This is a genomic window from Bradyrhizobium sp. CIAT3101 (assembly GCF_029714945.1).
Classification (GTDB): domain Bacteria; phylum Pseudomonadota; class Alphaproteobacteria; order Rhizobiales; family Xanthobacteraceae; genus Bradyrhizobium.
The window spans coordinates 8,017,392-8,035,627 of sequence record NZ_CP121634.1; the positions used below are offsets into that span (position 1 = coordinate 8,017,392).

The following is an 18,236-nucleotide window of genomic DNA, read 5'->3' on the forward strand; positions in this document are numbered from 1 at the left end:
AGGCCGGGGGTCGCGAGGCAGTCTGTCGCATACGGAAATTTAATCCGGCCGCCACTGTTGGGGCCACAACGGAACCCTACATCCCGCTTGCGCTTGTTTCGCGCGAGGGAGACAGACCATGACGCCGCAGGAACGCCAGCTCGTCGACGAGCTTTTCGACCGGCTTTCGAAACTGGAAAATGCACCGCGCGATCCCGACGCGATCGCCGCGATTTCGGACGGCCTACGCAAGGCGCCGGGCGCAGTCTATGCGCTGGTGCAGACCACGCTGTTGCAGGACGAAGCGCTGAAGCGCGCGCATAACCGCATCCAGGAGCTGGAAGCGGCCCATGCGCCCGAGCAGCCCCAGTCCGGCGGCTTCCTCGACACCATGCGCGACACGCTGTTCGGCTCGAGCCCGTCGCGCGGCTCGGTTCCGAACGTGCCGCCGCGTGACTCCCGGCCGGTCTGGAACAGCGGCCAGGCGATGCAGCAGGCCCAGCCGGGCTACGGCCAGCCGCCTTATGGTCAGGCCTACGGACAGGGTCAGGGTTACGGCCAAGGCTACGGCGCCCCGCCGGTCGGCGGTGGCGGCGGCTCGTTCCTGGGCACGGCAGCGGCGGCCGCGGCCGGCGTGGTCGGCGGCTCGCTGCTGCTCTCCAGCATCCGCGGCATGATGGGCGGCGGATCGCATCAGGCTTTTGGCGACACCACGATCATCGAGGAACGCGGAGGCGGTGGCAGTGCAGGTGGCAATCCCTGGAGCGGCGACCAGTCCGGCAGCTCGCTCGCCCGCGATGCCGGCCTCAACGACATCGGATCGAACCGGGATTCGCGCCAAGGCTTGTTTGACGAGGCGTCGAACGATCGCGACGGCAACGATCAGGATTACGACAACAACGATAGCGGCAATATGGACCTGGCCGACGACAGCGATTTCGGCAATGACGACGGCGGCAGCGATTACGCCTGAGCAAGTCCGATCCGCAACGCAGAACGGCCGCCCAATGGGCGGCCGTTTTGTTTCGTGCGGCGGTCAGCCGCCCCAGTACGGATAGCGATTGCTGTATTCGTCCGGCGTCGAGGACGAGTACGGGACCGGGCGAGGAACATAGGCAAAGCCCTCAGCCGCGCGCGGCGTGAGCTGAGGGGCGAAGGTCTGGCCGGCAGGGGCGACATGGCGCCGATGATGCACGGTCCCCGCACTGGCCGAGGCGGTCAGAGCGACGAGAACACCCAAAGCCAAGATCGTACGCATCGCATTGCTCCTGTTGAGTAGCTATGCGCACCACATAGGACCAGGGCATGACCGCACCAATCCGCCGCTCCTTCACGACTGCTCACAACTGCGGCATCATTGATGCCGCAGGCCCTCACATCACCACGACCTTGGTGCCGACATTGACGCGGCCGTAGAGGTCGATGACGTCCTCGTTGCGCATGCGGATGCAGCCGGAGGAGACGTTGGTGCCGATGGTCCAGGGCTCGTTGGAGCCGTGGATGCGGTAGAGCGTCGAGCCGAGATACATCGCGCGCGCGCCGAGCGGGTTTTCCGGGCCGCCTTCCATATGCCGCGGCAGATCGGGACGGCGGGCGAGCATTTCCGCCGGCGGCGTCCAATCCGGCCATTCGCGCTTGGCGGTGATCGACTTCACGCCGCTCCAGGTGAAGCCCTCGCGTCCGACGCCGATGCCGTAGCGCATCGCCCGGCCGTTGCCCTCGACGAGATAGAGAAACTTGTTGTTGGAATCGACCACGATCGTGCCGGCACTTTCCTTGCCGCTATAGTCAACAAGTTGTTTCTCGAATTTCGGATCGAACGGACGCTGCCGCGGATCGATCGCCTCCTGCTGGTAGCTTGCGCCCTGCTGATATCCACCCTGCATCTGCGGCTCGCCCATCGGCGGCAGGCGGCGTGGATCGTTGTAGGCGGGCTGCTGCTGATAGATCGACTGCTGCGGCGCATAGGCCGGACCGCGGCCGGGCCCGTCGCCGAACAGGAACTCGATGAAGCCTCCGCCCATGTTGGCATTGGAGGCGACGCGCACCGGTGCCGGCGGGACATGCGGCTGGTAGAGCACCGCGGGCGGATCGTTCGGCACCGTATTGTCGAAAGCACTGGCGCGATCGGCGCCGGCAATGAAGGCGCAAGCGCTGCCAAGCAGCGCGACAGACATTTTCTTGAACATCGACGTACTCTGTACTGTTTCGTCTAGTTGCATTCGCCGCCGAACGCGATGGCTGTCCGCGTCCTCGACGTGGTCAATAAAGAGCAAACTCCGTTTCGTTTGGTAAACGCATCGGGCGTTTCGATTCACCACGTCGCGATCGGCGCGGCAATTCGGCGATCAGCGTTTATTTTCGATGAAGGGCGAAGCCTCATGGTTAATCGCCCGTTTGCATGCCGTCGCGCGCGGCCGCACAAGAGTTCCTGCTGTGAACCTCGTGTTAAATCGCTTCTGTCTACAAAGACGCGTGAGTGAGGTGGGGGGAGTTCCTGATGGCTGTTCACCGCAAGCGTTTTCGTGTCGAGGATATCGCCGGTGGCGAGATGCCAATTCTTGACGTAGCAGAAGAGGCAGGCCCGATGCATAGCGAGATTATGGCGGAGCTGCGCGCGATCCGCGCACAGATGGCGAAGGGCGCGGCGCCCTTGACCGGCAGCGCTGCCATGGCGGCGATCGACGCCTCCACGGCGCAGGAGCTTTCCGACGCACGCACGATGCTCGAGACCTATCGGGCCCAGATCGAGCAGTGCGAGAAGCTCAAGGTCGAGCTCGACCTGATCCATGACGCCATCGACCGCACCAAGCGCGAGATCGCGACCCTGCACGGCAAGAGCTTCGACGGCGGCGAGATGGCCAAGGTCAACGGCGAGCTCGGCGCGGTGGTCGGCGGTACCGAACAGGCGACCCAGCAGATCCTCGAAGCCGCCGAGTCGATCGACCAGGCGGCATCCGCGCTCGGCAAGGTCGACTCGGTCGACCAGCAGAAGCGCCTTGCCGACGACATCCAGGAACGCGTCATCTCGATCTTCGAAGCCTGCAACTTCCAGGACCTGACCGGCCAGCGCATCAGCAAGGTCATGACCACGATGAAGTTCATCGAGCAGCACATCAATGCGATGATGGACATCTGGGGTGGCGTCGACGCGATCAAGTCGCACGTGCCGGCCCCGGTCGACAGCCGCAGCGAGGACGAAAAGCTGCTCAACGGCCCGAAGCTCGCCGGCGACGTCGGCCACGCCTCGCAAGACGACATCGACGCGCTGTTCGACTAAGCGAACGCGACAGAGAGACAAACAAGAACGCCGGCGCGAGCCGGCGTTTTTTGTTTGGGGTCCGTCATTGCGAGACTGCCTTCCCTTCTCCCCTTGTGGGAGAAGGTGGCATAGGCGGCCTTCGGCCGCCGTTCATAAGGACGCCGAAGCGGAGCTTCGGCTAAGGCGCCGGACGACGGGTCTGTCTCCGCGAACTCAAATGAGAGTTGGACTCGGGGAGAGATACCCCTCACCCGTCTCGCCGCTGCGCGGCGAACCACCCTCTCCCGCAAGGGGAGAGGGAAAGATCATCCTTACGCCCTCGGCGCGCAGCGGACGTAGACCATGTTGCCGTAACGGGTGGCGGCGTCCTTGTCGACGAAGCGGGTGATCATGACGCGGCCGTCGAAGGAGACGATCTCGCGGTCCTGCTCGCCCGGCGTCGGGCCGGAGGGGCCGATATAGTTCTTGCCGCCCGGCGAGCCCTTCAGCCGCAGTTCCTGCGGCGTGGCCTGGTCGGCGAGATGCATGATCACGCCGCCGGAGGAACCGGCGCCGATCACGTAGGGGTTCTTGCACTGGGCCCGCGCGGCCGCCTCGGTGCGGGCGCGGTCGGCCGGGTTCTGGAACGAGGCGAGGCCCCAGCGCCCGACGATCTCGTCGGCGCGGATCGAGGCCGGCATTTCCGGCGCGACGCCGGGCTCGGTCTCGGGCGCCGGCTGGGACGAAGAGAAGGACGGCAGGCTCATGCCGCCGCCGCAGGCGCCGAGCAGCAACGCCAGGCAAGAGGCGGCCGCCAGATTGGCAACCGTGCGCGCGTGAGCTGAACTGATCATGGCATTCCCCCGAACAAGACCATGGCCGCATCCCTCCCGCAGCCAAGCGCAAAACCGCAGCCGTAGCAATGACGTCCTAATATACGCCCGCGCCGGAATCGAGTTTCCGTAGACACCATCCTATATCCGCCTCACCAATCGCTTAACCACCTTTGCTTGACAGGATCGCAGCCAAGCCATATCCCCTGCGCACTATTAGCACTCGGAAAGACCGATTGCTAAGCGCGCCGTTCGCTCCTCGGGCTGAGGGTGAACGGGAGCGCCGCCCCCACCCACTTCCGCTGCTTTCGGAAAAGCGAGCCTCCAAAGGGAAACGTCATGGCTAAGTCCAAATTTCGTCCGCTGCATGACCGTGTCGTGGTCAAACGTATCGACGCCGAGGAAAAGACCAAGGGCGGCATCATCATCCCCGACACCGCCAAGGAAAAGCCGTCCCAGGGCGAAGTCGTCGCCGTCGGCCCCGGCGGCCGTGACGAGGCTGGCAAGCTGATCCCGATCGACCTCAAGGTCGGCGACCGCGTGCTGTTCGGCAAGTGGTCGGGCACCGAGGTCAAGATCGACAACGAAGATCTCCTGATCATGAAGGAGTCGGACATCATGGGCGTGATGGCCTAAGGCCAGACGCCTGAACGGCCGCTGAATGCCATGCCCGGATCATGAGGTCCGGGCATCCATCATTCCGCCGCACAGCCTCAAACAAGACACATCACGACACACGAAGGGATAGCAGACCATGGCTGCCAAGGACGTCAAGTTTTCCGGAGACGCGCGCGATCGCATGCTGCGCGGCGTCGACATTCTCGCCAACGCCGTCAAGGTGACGCTCGGCCCGAAGGGCCGCAACGTCGTCATCGAGAAGTCGTTCGGCGCGCCCCGCATCACCAAGGACGGCGTCACCGTCGCCAAGGAGATCGAGCTCGAGGACAAGTTCGAGAACATGGGCGCCCAGATGGTGCGTGAGGTCGCCTCCAAGACCAACGACCTCGCTGGCGACGGCACCACCACCGCGACCGTGCTGGCCCAGGCCATCGTGCGCGAAGGCGCCAAGGCGGTTGCCGCCGGCATGAATCCGATGGACCTCAAGCGCGGCATCGACACCGCGGTGACCGCCGTCGTCAAGGACATCGAGAAGCGCGCCAAACCGGTTGCCGCCTCCTCCGAGGTCGCCCAGGTCGGCACCATCTCGGCCAACGGCGATGCCGCCATCGGCAAGATGATCGCCCAGGCGATGCAGAAGGTCGGCAACGAGGGCGTCATCACCGTCGAGGAAAACAAGTCGCTCGACACCGAAGTCGACATCGTCGAGGGCATGAAGTTCGACCGCGGCTATCTGTCGCCCTACTTCGTCACCAACCCCGAGAAGATGACCGCCGAGCTCGAGGACGCCTACATCCTCCTGCACGAGAAGAAGCTCTCCGGCCTGCAGGCCATGCTGCCGGTGCTCGAAGCCGTGGTGCAGTCGGGCAAGCCGCTCGTCATCATCGCCGAGGACGTCGAGGGCGAGGCGCTGGCCACCCTGGTCGTCAACCGCCTGCGTGGCGGCCTCAAGGTCGCCGCCGTCAAGGCGCCGGGCTTCGGTGACCGCCGCAAGGCCATGCTGGAAGACCTCGCGATCCTGACCGGCGGTCAGCTGATCTCGGAAGATCTCGGCATGAAGCTCGAGAACGTCACGGTGAAGATGCTGGGTCGTGCCGGCAAGGTCGTGATCGACAAGGAGAACACCACGATCGTCAAGGGCGCCGGCAAGAAGCCGGAGATCGAGGCCCGCGTCGGCCAGATCAAGGCCCAGATCGAGGAAACCACCTCGGACTACGACCGTGAGAAGCTCCAGGAGCGTCTCGCCAAGCTCGCCGGCGGCGTCGCCGTGATCCGCGTCGGTGGTGCCACCGAGATCGAGGTCAAGGAGAAGAAGGACCGCGTCGAGGACGCGCTCAACGCCACCCGCGCCGCGGTGCAGGAAGGCATCGTCCCCGGCGGCGGCGTCACGCTGCTGCGCGCCAAGAAGGCGGTCGGCCGTCTCACCAACGCCAATGCCGACGTGCAGGCCGGCATCAACATCGTGCTGAAGGCGCTGGAAGCTCCGATCCGCCAGATCTCGGAGAATGCCGGCGTCGAGGGCTCGATCGTGGTCGGCAAGATCCTCGAGAACAAGTCCGAGACCTTCGGCTTCGACGCCCAGACCGAGGACTATGTCGACATGATCGAGAAGGGCATCATCGATCCCGCCAAGGTGGTGCGCACCGCGCTGCAGGACGCCTCCTCCGTGGCCGGCCTGCTGGTGACCACCGAAGCGATGGTCGCCGAAGCGCCGAAGAAGGACGCTCCGGCCGCCATGCCGGCCGGCGGCGGCATGGGCGGCTTCTAAGCCCATCCTCACCCGACAGTGTTGCGAAGGCCGCCTCCGGGCGGCCTTCTTTTTTGCCGACACTGGCCTGCGCTTCAACCGGCGGCCAAAACCCACTACGGTGGCGCCCGATTCTGTTCCTCCGAGGATTTCGTCGATGCGCGCGCTTCTGGTTTGTTCGACAGCCCTTCTGGCCGCTCTGATTGCAGTATCGCCCGAGGTCGCCTCAGCCCAGATGAAGCTGTCGCCGAAGGCCACGGCGCCCGGCGGCATGGAGACGCGCTATTTCACCTCGATCGACGGGCTGATGGACGGCAATGCCGACGTGATCCTGAAGGAGACCCGGCAGGGCAAGACGGTGACCGCGGCGGTGCTCGACGTCTGCTACCCCGTCGCCAAGAACTCCGATCGCAAGGACCGCTTCGTCGTCAATCTCCAGATCTCCGGCCAGACGCTGAGTGGAACGACGCAAAGCCTCGGCGCCAAGGCGCCGGTCACCGTCAAGCTCACGCGCAAGCCGACCGGCGACACCTTCGAGTTCCGCGGCCAGATCGGCATCGGCCAGACCATGACCGAAGTGACCTCGCCTGATAATGCCGATCTCAGCGAGAAGGAATTTTTGGACAACCAGACCACCGACGACGGCATCACGCCCCAGCCGAAGGATTTTACCGAAGTGTCGCCGGAAGCGATCGCGGTCAAGGTCAAGCTGGATAACGCGACCGAGTTCCTGAAGAGCCTCAAGGGCCAGGACGTCGAGGTGACGCTGGCAAGCCTCTCCGTCGGCTGCGACGCGCTGCGCGCCGGCGAGCAGACCATCAACATGTCGGTCGATCCGGAGCGCTCGGCCGCGCTGCTCGCGAAATTCAAGGCGATGCCGGGCGTCACGGCCGCGGGCTGGACCGCGGGGCTCGCCGAGATGGATCGCACCGTCCGCATTCCCGCCGCCGACTGGCGCGACGGCGACAAGATCAACCGCGACAAGCTCGCCACGGCAATTGCCGGCGTGCTGAGCAAGACGCTCGCGGCCAAGCCGGCCTCGCAGGGCTTCGACGCCGCCACCGGCAAGCTCAAGCTCGTTTTCAAACGGCCGAACCAGGATTTCCCGGCGCTCGAGCTCACCGACACGATCGAGGTCTCGGGCCTCATCTCCGCCGACAAGCCGGGGACATCAGACAAGCTGATGGTCTGGATCGGCAGCCCCTCGACCACCACCGCCGACGAGAGCACGGGCGCCAAGCTCAACGTTTCCGATGACGCAACGGCCGATGAGGAAGGCGACCAGCCCGACGACAACGGCTCGATCGAGGCGCTCGCCAAGGAGCTGAAGGGCCAGCGCTGGGACGCCGACAAGTCGGTGTGGAAATAGGCGGAACTCTCGACGCGCTGTCATCGCCCGGCTTGACCGGGCGATCCAGTACTCCGAGACCGCCGTGCTTGAATCGATAGGCCGCGGCGTACTGGATGCCCCGCCTTCGCGGGGCATGACGGAGAGACCTAATTGCCGTTGGCGCGGAAGCGCAGCGGCTTCGGGCCGATCAGCGTGAGCACATCGCCCTGACGTTTCCAGGTCTCGACGGCGGCGAGAGCGGCGACGAGGTCGTCATCCGCCTGGGCCTTTGCCGGCGGACAGGACCGATCCTGAATTGCGCCGGGAACGAAAATCACGGTGTTGCCGGCGACCGAGAACTGGCCCTTGCCGCCCTTGCACCAGAGCTCGAGCACGACCTCACCATTGTCGCCGATCTCGATGTTCGGGATTCGCTTCGAGCCGGGTTGCGGCACGGCCTCGAGCGTCATCTCGGTGCCGAAGGGAAAGCCCTCTTCCGCTCGCGCAACGGCGGACATCACGAGCAACGCAGCCGCCGCGCACACCATCTGCTTCAACGATACCATGAGACCTCTCGACCGACCCGCTTTGCGGGGTCTTTTATAAGACGGCAAAGCCTTTGAGAAGGTTCGCCGATCCAGGACGCAAAAAGCCCCGCGGGACGATCCCGCGGGGCTTTTCGTCAATGCCGGACCGTCGCTGCTACTTCAGGACGAGCTCCGTGAACGGATAGACATAGGCTTGCAACGTCACGAACACACCGACGAGGCAGGCCAGCACGATCGAGTGCCAGAACACGAAGCGCAGGATCGTGCCTTCGTGGCCGTACCAATTGGTCGCGGTGGAGGCGACGACGATCGATTGCGCGTCGATCATCTTGCCCATCACGCCGCCGGACGAGTTCGCCGCCGCCATCAGGATCGGCGACAGGCCGAGCTGCTGCGAGGTGATCTTCTGCAGGTTGCCGAACAGGATGTTCGACGACGTATCCGATCCGGTCAGTGCCACGCCCAACCAGCCGAGCAACGTGCCGAAGAAGGGATAGAGCACGCCGGTTGCGGCAAAGGCGAGACCCAGCGTCGCGTCGACGCCGGAGAGGCGCGTCAGCGTTCCGATCGCGAGCATCGCCGAGATCGTGATCAGCGAGATCGCGCAGAGCCGGATGGTGCGACCGTATTCAACCAGCAGCCTGCCGGGACCAACGCCCATCAGGACGCCGGAGATGATCGCCGCAATCAGCATGCCGGTGCCGGTGAAGGACAGATAGGTGAAGCCGAACACCGCCGCTTCCTTGGTCGGCCCTGGTGCGACCGGCGGCATCTTGTTGATCATCTGGTGCAGCTCCGGAACGGGATAGTTCCAGACGAAGATCGAGTTCGCCCAGGTCTTGAAGGCCCCATTGCCCCAGATCAGCATCACGACGCAGACGATGATCCACGGCAACAACGCACTGAAGAGCTCGCTTTGGGTCAACGGCGTCTTGTCGATCGGCTTTGCCGCGGCCATCGTCGCAGCCGATTCATCATGTCCGCGCAGCGCCGGCGACAGCCAGAGCTGCTTCGGCTGCCAGACCTTCAGGAACAGGATCAGCGCGCCCATCGAGATCAGCGACGCGCCGATGTCGACGATCCAGGGATTGACGTAGTTCGAGATCACGAACTGCGGGACCGCGAACGTCACGCCGGTGACGAGGATCGCCGGCCAGACATCCTTCATGCCCTTCCAGCCCGCGAAGGCCCACACCACCCAGAACGGCACGATCAGCGAGAACAGCGGCAATTGCCGCCCGACCATCGCGCCGAGGATGTAGGGATCGAGCCCGGTGACGGAGGCGAGGCCCTGGATCGGCGTCCCCAGCGCGCCGAAGGCGACAGGCGCGGTGTTGGCGATCAGCGACAGGCCGGACGCCGCGAGCGGCGAGAAGCCGAGGCCGATCAGCACGGCGCCGGTGATCGCCACCGGCGTGCCGAAGCCCGAGGCGCCCTCGAAGAAGGCGCCGAAGGAGAAGGCGATCAGCAGCAATTGCAGCCGCCGGTCCTCGGTGACGCCGCCGACCGCGCGCTTCAACAGTTCGAACCGCCCGGTCGTGACCGTCACCTGGTAGAGGAAGATGACGTTGAGCACGATCCAGCCGATCGGGAAGAAGCCGGTCACGATGCCGAGGATCGAGGCGCGGATCGACATGTTCACCGGCATGGTGAAAACGAAGATCGTGATCAGGTTGGTCACGATCACGGCGACGATGGCTGCGATGTGAGCCTGAACGCGCCCGCTCGCGATCAGGACCAGAAGCGTGACGACGGGTATCGCCGCCGCGATCGTCGACAGCACGGGGCTGTGCAGCGGATCATAGATTTGATTCCACATGGTCTTCCTCCCCCACGCGTTTATGCCGCAGGCCGGCCAGCGTGGACGGCGGACCTGCTTGACGTTGGAAGCGATAACCCCCGAGTTGGACGCGAATTCCTCGCGAAAGCCGCGGTTCCCGGCTGCTCACAAGCTCGCGAAAATCAGGAGGCCCCCACCCCACGCCGTTGTACCCATGCTAGGGTTGCAAGCCGCGGCTAGCCAACGCAAATTGCAGAACTTGCGACTTTAGTCTAAGCGCACCCATTTTCTGCCATCGCCTCAGCCGCTTGGCTCTGGCGCCGCTGTGAATATCCGTCAGGAGATCCCCCTCTGTGAAGAACATCAGCGCCACGCTCGCGACCGTCTGGCGAATCGCCGGTCCCTATTTCCGATCGGAGGACAAATGGGCCGGCCGCGGCCTGCTCGGCGTCGTCGTCGCAATGGAGCTGACGCTCGTCGCGATCAACGTGCTGCTCAATCAGTGGCAGAACCGGTTCTACAGCGCACTCCAGGCCTACGATCTGAACGAGTTCGTCATGCAGGTCTGGATCTTCCTCGGCCTTGCCTTCACCTACGTCGCGCTGGCCGTTTACAAGCTTTATCTGAACCAGTGGCTGCAGATCCGCTGGCGGCGCTGGATGACGCAACACTATCTCGGCGAATGGCTCAACGGCGCCACGCACTACCGCATGCAGCTGAAGGGCGATGCCGCCGACAACCCGGACCAGCGCCTCACCGAGGACGTCACGAACTTCGTCGAGCAAACGCTCGTCCTCGGTCTCGGCCTGCTGTCATCGATCGTGACGCTGGCGTCGTTCATCGTCATCCTCTGGGGCCTGTCCAACAAGGCGCCCCTGCACATTTACGGCACCGATATCGTCATCCCGGGTTTCCTGGTCTGGTGCGCGCTGGCCTACGCGCTTCTGGGTACGGCACTGACGCACTGGATCGGCAGGCCGCTGATCAATCTTTATTTCGAGAAGCAGCGCTACGAGGCCGACTTCCGCTTCAACCTGATCCGCGTGCGCGAAAATTCCGAGCAGATTGCCCTCTTGAAAGGAGAGAACGCGGAGCGAGGCCATCTGCTGCAGCGCTTCGGCCACGTCATCGGCAACTGGTATGCGATCATGAGCCGGACCAAGCGCCTCACCGCCTTCACGGCGAGCTACGGTCAGGCCGCGACGATCTTTCCCTATGTGGTGGTCGCGCCCGCCTACTTCGCCAAGAGCATCCAGCTCGGCGACATGATGCAGACCGGCTCGGCCTTCGGCCAGGTGCAGGATGCGCTGTCGTTCTTCGTCACGGCCTATCGAACGATCGCGGAATGGCGCGCGATCGTCGCGCGTCTCGACGGCTTCGAGATGTCGGTCGAGACGGCGGCAAACCTGCCGGCGCATGAGGCCACGATCGAACTCAGGGTGGCCGGCGGCAGCCGCACGATCGGCCTCGATAAGCTCTGCGTGTATCTCCCCAACGGCACGCCGCTGGTCGCAGCCGACGGCTTCGCCATCCAGGCTTCGGAGCGCGTGCTGGTGACCGGGCCGTCGGGCTCCGGCAAGTCGACCCTGTTCCGGGCCATCGCCGGCATCTGGCCGTTCGGTACCGGCACCATCGCCGTCCCCGCGCAGGCGAAGCTGATGATGCTGCCGCAACGCCCCTATTTCCCGGTCGGTACGCTGGGTGACGCCGTGATCTATCCCGCGGCACCGGGCGCGTTCCAGCCGACCCAGATCCGGGATGCGGTCATCGCCGTCGGCCTGCCTGACCTCGCCGACCGGCTGGGCGAGGACGGCCACTGGAACCGGATGCTGTCGCTCGGCGAGCAACAGCGCCTCGGGCTCGCCCGCGCGCTGCTGCATGGGCCGGACTATCTCTTCCTCGACGAGGCCACCGCCTCGCTCGACGAGCCGTCCGAGGCGCGGCTGTACCGGCTGCTGGCGGAGAAGCTGCCGCAGGCCACCATCGTCTCGATCGGCCACCGCGCGACGCTCGACGCCTTCCACACCCGCAAGGTGGCGATGGCAAAGGACGGCGCGATCCATGTGCTGGGCAATGGCGATGCGCCGGCCGAGCCGGAGCCGAGCGCGGCGCGCTGATATCTCGAGATCGTCATGGCCGGGCTTGTCCCGGCCATCCACGACCTTGCCGGAAGCACAGAAGAGAACGTGGATGCCCGGGACAAGCCCGGGCATGACGAGCGAATCTGGAGCGACCGCCAAGCTCTATGGCACCCCGGCAAAACAAAAGGGCGGCAGATTGCTCTGCCGCCCTCGTCAGTCGTCTCGGGACAAAACTTACTTCAGGTTGCTCATCGCCGTCAGGTCGAAGGACAGCTTGGCGATACCGGCCGAACCGCACCAGTTGGAGCCGGCGCCGCCCGGGTTGATCGCGGTGACGTTGGTGGTGCCAGTGGCGTTGAAGGCGCTGGTGAAGGCGTTGCAATCACCCTTGTTCAGGTCGGTGCCGGAGTAACGCAGGTCCAGCGTGAACACCTTGTAGGTGAAGCCGACACCGACGTTCCAGGTGTTGTAGCTCTTGTAGGGAATGCCGTTGGCATAGATCGTTCCGGGGATGCCGTAGAAGGCGTCCGAGGTGCCGAGCCACTGCCGGCCGAACTCACCCGACACGTACATGCCGACGCCCGAGGCACCGAAGGTGGTGCTCGGCGCAGTCCACTTCGCGGTCAGCGAGGAGTAGTTGCCCCAGGCGCCCGAGTTCAGGAAGTTCGGCGAGTAGTACTCGTTTACGCCGACGGCCCAGTTGTCGTTGATGGTGTAGTTCAGCTTGCCGTAGACTTCGAAGAAGCTGACGTCCTTCTTCATGACGTTGCCGTCGGCAAGGAAGATGGTCGTGGTGCTGACGGGGCAGACGCCGCCGCCGGGAACGAACCCGCCACCGGCGGGGACGACACCGACGTTATCGGCGCAGCTTCCGCCCGGATACAGGTAGCCCCAGACACCGATGTCGAAGGCGAAGGCGCCGAAGGTCGGGCGGATACCGCCGTAGACGTCGACTTCGGCCGCGGCGCGGTTGGCGAAGGAGATGCTTTCAGCGGACACGCCGGCGTACAGCTGCAGGTCCTTGGTGACGTTGTAGCGCGGCTCGAAATAGGCGGCGACCGACGGCTTGTGGTTCGACTGGGTCACGCCGCGGAAGATGTAGTCGCTCATGATCGCGCCGCCGAAGGCGATATCCCAGGGATCGAAAGCGGGCGCGGGAGGAGCCTTCAGAGCCTTCATAGGCATGTCCGCCGCGAAAGCCGAGCCCGTCACCATTGCCAGCGCCGTTGCCAACAAAGTCACTTTCTTCATTTCGATCCCCATCACCAGTTCTAGACCCCGGTCGAGCTCCGGAAAGCCCCCCGGGGCACCCGACCTGATTGCAAATTTCGTTACCGCCGCAATCTGGAGGGAGTGACGTAAAGCGAGAAGCAAAAAACAAGAGCATCTGCCGACTTTTTGGGCGTTCTGACGATTCCACGAAAGGTTGTCGGTTGGTGTTGCTTCTCGATCACATTATTTTCACTCCAAAGTGCACAGAGGCGTCCGGGATACTACGTAGGCCGCCGGCGCCGTGGCGCGCGTGCCACGAATCAGCTGACTCAAAAAAGGGCAGCCCCCCGCCGGAGCCACGATGCAAAAAGGCCGCAGCGTCACCGCTGCGGCCTTTCTGTTGTCGATCGTGGTCGGGGAGATGGACCGGGCCTCAAGCCTGGGCTTGGCGCCCAGCCCCTTGAACCTAACCCTGCCCTTCCGCCGGCGTGGGCTCCGCAGAAGACGAAGGCATCGCCCAGCTCGTCTCGGCGGCGGGCTCTGGGGCCGGCGCTGCCACGGGAGCTGCGGGCTTCGGCGCGGGAGCTGCCTTCGCCTTCTTCGGTGCTGCTGCCTTGGCTGCTTTCTTGGCTGCCTTCTTCGGCGCGGCCTTCTTCACGGCCTTCTTGGCCGCAGCCTTCTTTGCCGTCTTCTTGGCGGCCTTCTTCGGCGCAGCCTTCTTGGCCGATTTCTTCGCTGCCTTCTTGGCGGACTTCTTGGCCGCCTTCTTCTTCGTCGCCTTCTTCGCCGCTACAACCTTCTTGGCCTTTTTGGCCTTCTTGCTTTTTTTCTTACTCGCTTTCGCCATCGTGGTCCTCCTGTTGCCGCCGAACAATGGTCGATCGGGCGCCCTTCAACCGTCACCTCCGGACGAAAGCTCAGCGCGACGCATTGAGTGCCGGCCGCGCCCCGCCCGTAGCCCAATCGAGAAGCTCAATCGTGTGTACGACCGGAACTGACGTGCCACTGGCAATCTGCACCATGCAGCCGATATTGCCTGCGGCAATCATGTCCGGCTTGACGCTCGCGATGTTGGCGACCTTGCGATCGCGCAACCGGCCCGCAAGCTCAGGCTGGAGAATGTTGTAGGTCCCCGCCGAACCGCAACACAAATGGCTCTCCGGGACATCTTTCACCACGAATCCATTCTTGGAAAGCAATTCTTTCGGAAGGCCCGTGATTTTCTGCCCGTGCTGCAACGAACACGCTGAGTGATACGCGACGACGATGTTGTCCTGGCGCGCGGTGGGTTCGAGTCCGAGGCCGGCGATGTACTCAGTGATGTCCTTCGCAAGCGCGGACACCTTCGCCGCATCGGCGGCGAACGCGCCGTCCTCGCGCAGCAGATAGCCGTAGTCCTTGATCACCGTGCCGCAGCCGGACGCCGTCACCAGGATGGCATCGAGCCCCTCGCCGGCGGCCTCCTTCTGCCACGCCGTGACGTTGGCGCGGGCCCTGGCCAGCGCATCGTCGTCGTGACCGAGATGATGGGTGAGCGCGCCGCAGCATTGCTCGTCCCTGACCAGGACGACCTCGATGCCGTGGCGGGTCAGCAGGCTGATGGCAGCCTGGTTGATGCGCGGCGCCAGCACCTGCTGGGCGCAGCCCTGGAGCAGTGCGACCCGGCCGCGCTTCTTGCCGAGTGCTGCGAACACGCTGCCGGGAAGCGCGCCCGGCGCCGGCAGCTGGCCGGGAGCCAGTGCCAGCATCGCCTTGAGGCGCTGGATCAGGCCGGGCGTGGCCGAGGGCCGCGGGGTCGGCAGGAAGACGGCGAAGGGCCGGGCCAGCCGCGCCAGCTGCATGCTGATGCGAAACCGCTGCGGGTCCGGCAGGACGTAGGCCAGCACCTGGCGCAGCAGCCGCTCGGCGAGCGGACGCTGATAGCGCTGCTCGATCCTGACACGGGCCTGGTCGACGAGGTGCATGTAGTTCACCCCGGAGGGGCAGGTCGTCATGCAGGCAAGGCACGACAGGCAGCGGTCGACATGCTTGACCACCTCGGCCGTCGGCGCCTGGTCCTTCTCCAGCATCTCCTTGATCAGATAGATGCGGCCGCGCGGGCTATCGAGCTCGTCGCCGAGCAGCACGTAGGTCGGACAGGTCGCGGTGCAGAAGCCGCAATGGACGCAGGCGCGCAGGATCTTGTCGGCTTCCGCGATGTCGGGGTCGGCGAGCTGCGCGAGTGAGAATTCGGTCTTCATGCCGCAGCGCCCCGCGTCAGCCGTCCCCGGTTCAGAATGGACTTCGGATCGAAACTGGCGCGGACCCGTTCGCTCAGGGCCGCGACACCCGGCGCTTGCGGATGGAACACGTCGACGCCGCGCCTGACGTCCTCGGCCGCTCGGATCAGCGTGGCGTGCCCGCCGAATGCATCGGCGCGCTGGCGCACGGCCGGGGCATGCGCATCGGCCTTCGGCGGCAGCGCCGCCCAGATCAGCCCGCCGCCCCAGTCGTAGATGACGTCGCCGCCGGTCTCGCGCGCCAATTGCGTGCCGAGGGCCGCGCCCGACGCCGGCGGGCAGACGATCCGCCACACCGGCCAGCCGCCAAGCGCGCCGCTGGCCGCGAACGGCAGCACGTCGCGGATGGTTGCCCACAGTGTCGACGAGGCGGCGTCCTCGACCAGCGTGGCGGTTCCGAACGGGGCCAGCAATTCGCGCAGCGAACCGGCGCGATGGGCGGCGGAAGCCGTGATGCCCTCGAGCCGCAGCACCGTCAGCGCCTCGCTCTGGCTGGCGATATCGCCAAGCCCGTCGGTCCTGGCGCGGAAGGCCGATTTCGGCAGATGCGCGGCGGCGGAGACGTCGAAGGGCGAGCCGAGCGCCGCGGTCATCGCCTTGTTGGCGACGGCATCGTCCAGCCCGCGCAGCAGCAGCGTCCGCTCGGCTTCGGGCTTCGGCATCACCTTCAGCGTCACTTCCGTCATCACCGACAGCGTGCCCCAGGAGCCCGCGAGAAGCTTGCAGAGGTCGTAGCCGGTGACGTTCTTCACCACCTTGCCGCCGGTCTTGAAGCTGTCACCGAAACCGGAGACGGCATGCGCCCCCAGGAGATGGTCGCGCGCCCCGCCGGCCTTGATCCGGCGCGGGCCGGCGAGCCCGGCCGCGATCATGCCGCCGATGGTGCCGAACGCCGGTGTGCCGAGCAGCGGCGCGGTGTTGACCGGCTCGAAGGCGAATTGCTGGTTCTTGGCATCGATCAGCGACAGCACGTCGGCCAGCGGCGCGCCGGCCTGGAGCGTCACGATCAACTCATTGGGCTCATAGGAGGTGACCGCATTCAGCGCGGAGACGTCGAGCACGGCCTTGGTCGCCATGGCATGCCCGATGCTGCGCTTGCTGCCATGACCGATGATCTCGAGCGGCTGCTCATTGGCAATCGCCGCGCGCACCACCTCTTCGACGTCTTTGGCGTCTCTGACCCTGAGCGTATCCACGCCTCTAGCGGGTAACGAAATTTGGTCCCAAAATCAAATGCGGATGCCGAACAGGGAGCGGAATGCGTCGAGCCCGCTATCGGTGATCTCGACGGAGCGTCCTTGCGGCCTGCGGCGGATCCAGTCGCGCTGGAACGCCAGCTCGGCAAGTGCCGCCCCAGCCCGTCCGGCCAGATGCGGCCGGCGTTCGCTCCAGTCGAGGCAGGGCCGGCACAGCACCCGCCGGTGCCGCGCCGACGGGCGGAGATCGAGACCGAAACTGCCGAGGAACGCCGTGCCCGCTGCCGTCAGCTCGCCGACCTCCTGGTCGAGCACCAGATAGTCGCGCTCCCGCAGCGCGTCAGCGAGGGCGACACCGAGCTCGCCCGCGAGGTGATCGTAGCAGGTCCGGGCTCGCCGCATCGCGGCATCGATCCGTGCCGGTGGCTGTGAACCTGGCGGACCGATCGCAGCGACCGTCATCATGCCCTCCAGGATCTGCGCGACCAGCGGCGTGGCGAGCCGGTACAACCGCCGCGGCCCCCGCCGCTCGACTTTCAGAAGCGCGTGCTGCACCAGCCGGCCGAGATGCCAGCTTGCCGTTTGCGGCGTGACGCCGGCGACCAGCGCCAGCTCACCCGCGGTTTGCGGGCGTCCATCCATCAGTCGCGACAGGATCAGGGCGCGGCCGGGATCGGCGATCAGGGCTGCGAGGTCAGCAAGTTCGCGTGCGATGGTCGGCATGGCCGGCTCCGGCTTGTGACGAAACCCATTCTGCTTCTGGCACGGGATATCGCCGCAACGTTTCGATCATGATCGAAATGTTCACGACATCGACACTTCGATGTCAGGCGAACCCAACCGGCAAGCCGTCGCGACATGGTCGCAGCGATCGCGATCGAGACGAAGCAATGGAGACACAGATGGAGCGATCGAGACATGCGCGGCCAGCGCCGCGCGCACGTGCAGCGTTCAGCCGCAGGTCGGTGATCCGCGCCTGCGGCACCGTCCTGGCGATCTATCTCTCGCCCTGGACGGCGGCGCCATCTCAGGCACAAGAGCAAGGAGCAAAGACAATGAACCACTATGCCACACAGAAATCGATCAGCGACGCCGTCGACGGCGGCGGCCTGCTCGTGGTCGCGCAATGGGAGGCGAAACCGGGCGAGGCGGACAGGATTGCCGCCATCCTCGACCGCTTCCTGCCGGAGGCGCAGCGCGAAGACGGTGTCAAACTGTTCCTGATCTCGCGCGGCAAGGATAATCCGGCGCAGTTCCTGTTCTACGAACTGTTCCGCGACGAGGCGGCATTCAAGGCGCATCAGGAGAGCGCGCATTTCAAGACCTACATCGCCGGCGAAGCGCTGCCGCTGCTGGCGAAGCGCGAGCGCGCGCAATACACGCTCATGTAGG

The 18,236-nt window shown here is 65.2% G+C and carries 17 protein-coding genes; 7 read left to right on the plus strand and 10 right to left on the minus strand.

All coding sequences use genetic code 11. The annotated features are described in order from the left end of the window. Positions 1 to 118 precede the first annotated feature (118 nt). Positions 119 to 952: a DUF2076 domain-containing protein gene (locus tag QA645_RS37515; protein ID WP_283046127.1), complete on the plus strand. Its 834-nt coding sequence runs from the start codon at positions 119 to 121 to the stop codon at positions 950 to 952. Between the two features lie 63 nt (positions 953 to 1,015). Here QA645_RS37515 and QA645_RS37520 read toward each other — a convergent pair whose 3' ends face one another. After that, entirely contained in the window at positions 1,016 to 1,237 is a 222-nt protein-coding gene (locus tag QA645_RS37520) for a hypothetical protein (protein ID WP_254134452.1), read from the minus strand. Between the two features lie 115 nt (positions 1,238 to 1,352). After that, a complete protein-coding gene (locus QA645_RS37525) occupies positions 1,353 to 2,168 on the minus strand; it encodes a L,D-transpeptidase (RefSeq protein ID WP_254134453.1) in 816 nt (271 codons plus the stop codon). A 311-nt stretch (positions 2,169 to 2,479) separates the two neighbouring features. Here QA645_RS37525 and QA645_RS37530 point away from each other — a divergent pair, with 311 nt between their 5' ends. Further along, complete coding sequence (locus QA645_RS37530; RefSeq protein ID WP_254134454.1) at positions 2,480 to 3,259, plus strand: protein phosphatase CheZ; 780 nt, start codon at positions 2,480 to 2,482, stop codon at positions 3,257 to 3,259. A gap of 293 nt (positions 3,260 to 3,552) precedes the next feature. On the opposite strand, the gene QA645_RS37535 is transcribed toward QA645_RS37530, so the two are convergent. Continuing rightward, positions 3,553 to 4,074, minus strand: coding sequence for a hypothetical protein (locus QA645_RS37535; RefSeq protein ID WP_254134455.1), 522 nt, complete (start codon positions 4,072 to 4,074; stop codon positions 3,553 to 3,555). Positions 4,075 to 4,392: 318 nt separating this feature from the next. On the opposite strand from QA645_RS37535, the gene QA645_RS37540 reads away from it, so the two are divergent. The 3 genes from QA645_RS37540 (at position 4,393) to QA645_RS37550 (ending at position 7,787) form a co-directional block, all read left to right on the plus strand. Next, a complete protein-coding gene (locus QA645_RS37540; protein ID WP_254134456.1) occupies positions 4,393 to 4,689 on the plus strand; it encodes a co-chaperone GroES in 297 nt (98 codons plus the stop codon). Positions 4,690 to 4,807: 118 nt separating this feature from the next. After that, positions 4,808 to 6,439, plus strand: a complete 1,632-nt coding sequence (groL, locus tag QA645_RS37545) for a chaperonin GroEL (RefSeq protein WP_254195670.1) — start codon at positions 4,808 to 4,810, stop codon at positions 6,437 to 6,439. Between the two features lie 136 nt (positions 6,440 to 6,575). Beyond that, entirely contained in the window at positions 6,576 to 7,787 is a 1,212-nt protein-coding gene (locus tag QA645_RS37550) for a hypothetical protein (protein WP_254134458.1), read from the plus strand. A gap of 128 nt (positions 7,788 to 7,915) precedes the next feature. Here QA645_RS37550 and QA645_RS37555 read toward each other — a convergent pair whose 3' ends face one another. After that, on the minus strand, positions 7,916 to 8,314 hold the full coding sequence (locus QA645_RS37555) for an META domain-containing protein (protein WP_254134459.1): 399 nt from the start codon (positions 8,312 to 8,314) through the stop codon (positions 7,916 to 7,918). 136 nt (positions 8,315 to 8,450) lie between these two features. Further along, positions 8,451 to 10,115, minus strand: coding sequence for an L-lactate permease (locus tag QA645_RS37560; RefSeq protein ID WP_283046128.1), 1,665 nt, complete (start codon positions 10,113 to 10,115; stop codon positions 8,451 to 8,453). A 314-nt stretch (positions 10,116 to 10,429) separates the two neighbouring features. Here QA645_RS37560 and QA645_RS37565 point away from each other — a divergent pair, with 314 nt between their 5' ends. Continuing rightward, positions 10,430 to 12,193 carry an ABC transporter ATP-binding protein/permease gene (locus QA645_RS37565; protein ID WP_254195672.1) on the plus strand — a complete coding sequence of 588 codons (1,764 nt, stop codon included), beginning with the start codon at positions 10,430 to 10,432 and terminating at the stop codon, positions 12,191 to 12,193. 198 nt (positions 12,194 to 12,391) lie between these two features. On the opposite strand, the gene QA645_RS37570 is transcribed toward QA645_RS37565, so the two are convergent. From QA645_RS37570 to QA645_RS37590, 5 genes are all read right to left on the minus strand, one after another. Further along, positions 12,392 to 13,408 (minus strand): TorF family putative porin, encoded by a 1,017-nt coding sequence (locus tag QA645_RS37570; protein ID WP_283046129.1) that lies wholly within the window; start codon positions 13,406 to 13,408, stop codon positions 12,392 to 12,394. A gap of 427 nt (positions 13,409 to 13,835) precedes the next feature. After that, the gene (locus QA645_RS37575; protein WP_254134463.1) at positions 13,836 to 14,216 is read right to left on the minus strand and encodes a histone; all 381 of its coding nucleotides are present in this window, start codon (positions 14,214 to 14,216) and stop codon (positions 13,836 to 13,838) included. 70 nt (positions 14,217 to 14,286) lie between these two features. Next, entirely contained in the window at positions 14,287 to 15,609 is a 1,323-nt protein-coding gene (gene glcF / locus QA645_RS37580) for a glycolate oxidase subunit GlcF (RefSeq protein WP_254134464.1), read from the minus strand. Then, on the minus strand, positions 15,606 to 16,844 hold the full coding sequence (locus QA645_RS37585) for an FAD-binding protein (protein WP_283046130.1): 1,239 nt from the start codon (positions 16,842 to 16,844) through the stop codon (positions 15,606 to 15,608). Before QA645_RS37585 ends, glcF begins: the two co-directional genes overlap by 4 nt. A gap of 33 nt (positions 16,845 to 16,877) precedes the next feature. Next, positions 16,878 to 17,567 carry a helix-turn-helix transcriptional regulator gene (locus QA645_RS37590; protein WP_283046131.1) on the minus strand — a complete coding sequence of 230 codons (690 nt, stop codon included), beginning with the start codon at positions 17,565 to 17,567 and terminating at the stop codon, positions 16,878 to 16,880. 332 nt (positions 17,568 to 17,899) lie between these two features. Here QA645_RS37590 and QA645_RS37595 point away from each other — a divergent pair, with 332 nt between their 5' ends. Further along, positions 17,900 to 18,235 (plus strand): putative quinol monooxygenase, encoded by a 336-nt coding sequence (locus QA645_RS37595; RefSeq protein ID WP_254134467.1) that lies wholly within the window; start codon positions 17,900 to 17,902, stop codon positions 18,233 to 18,235. The last annotated feature ends 1 nt before the right edge of the window (position 18,236 follow it).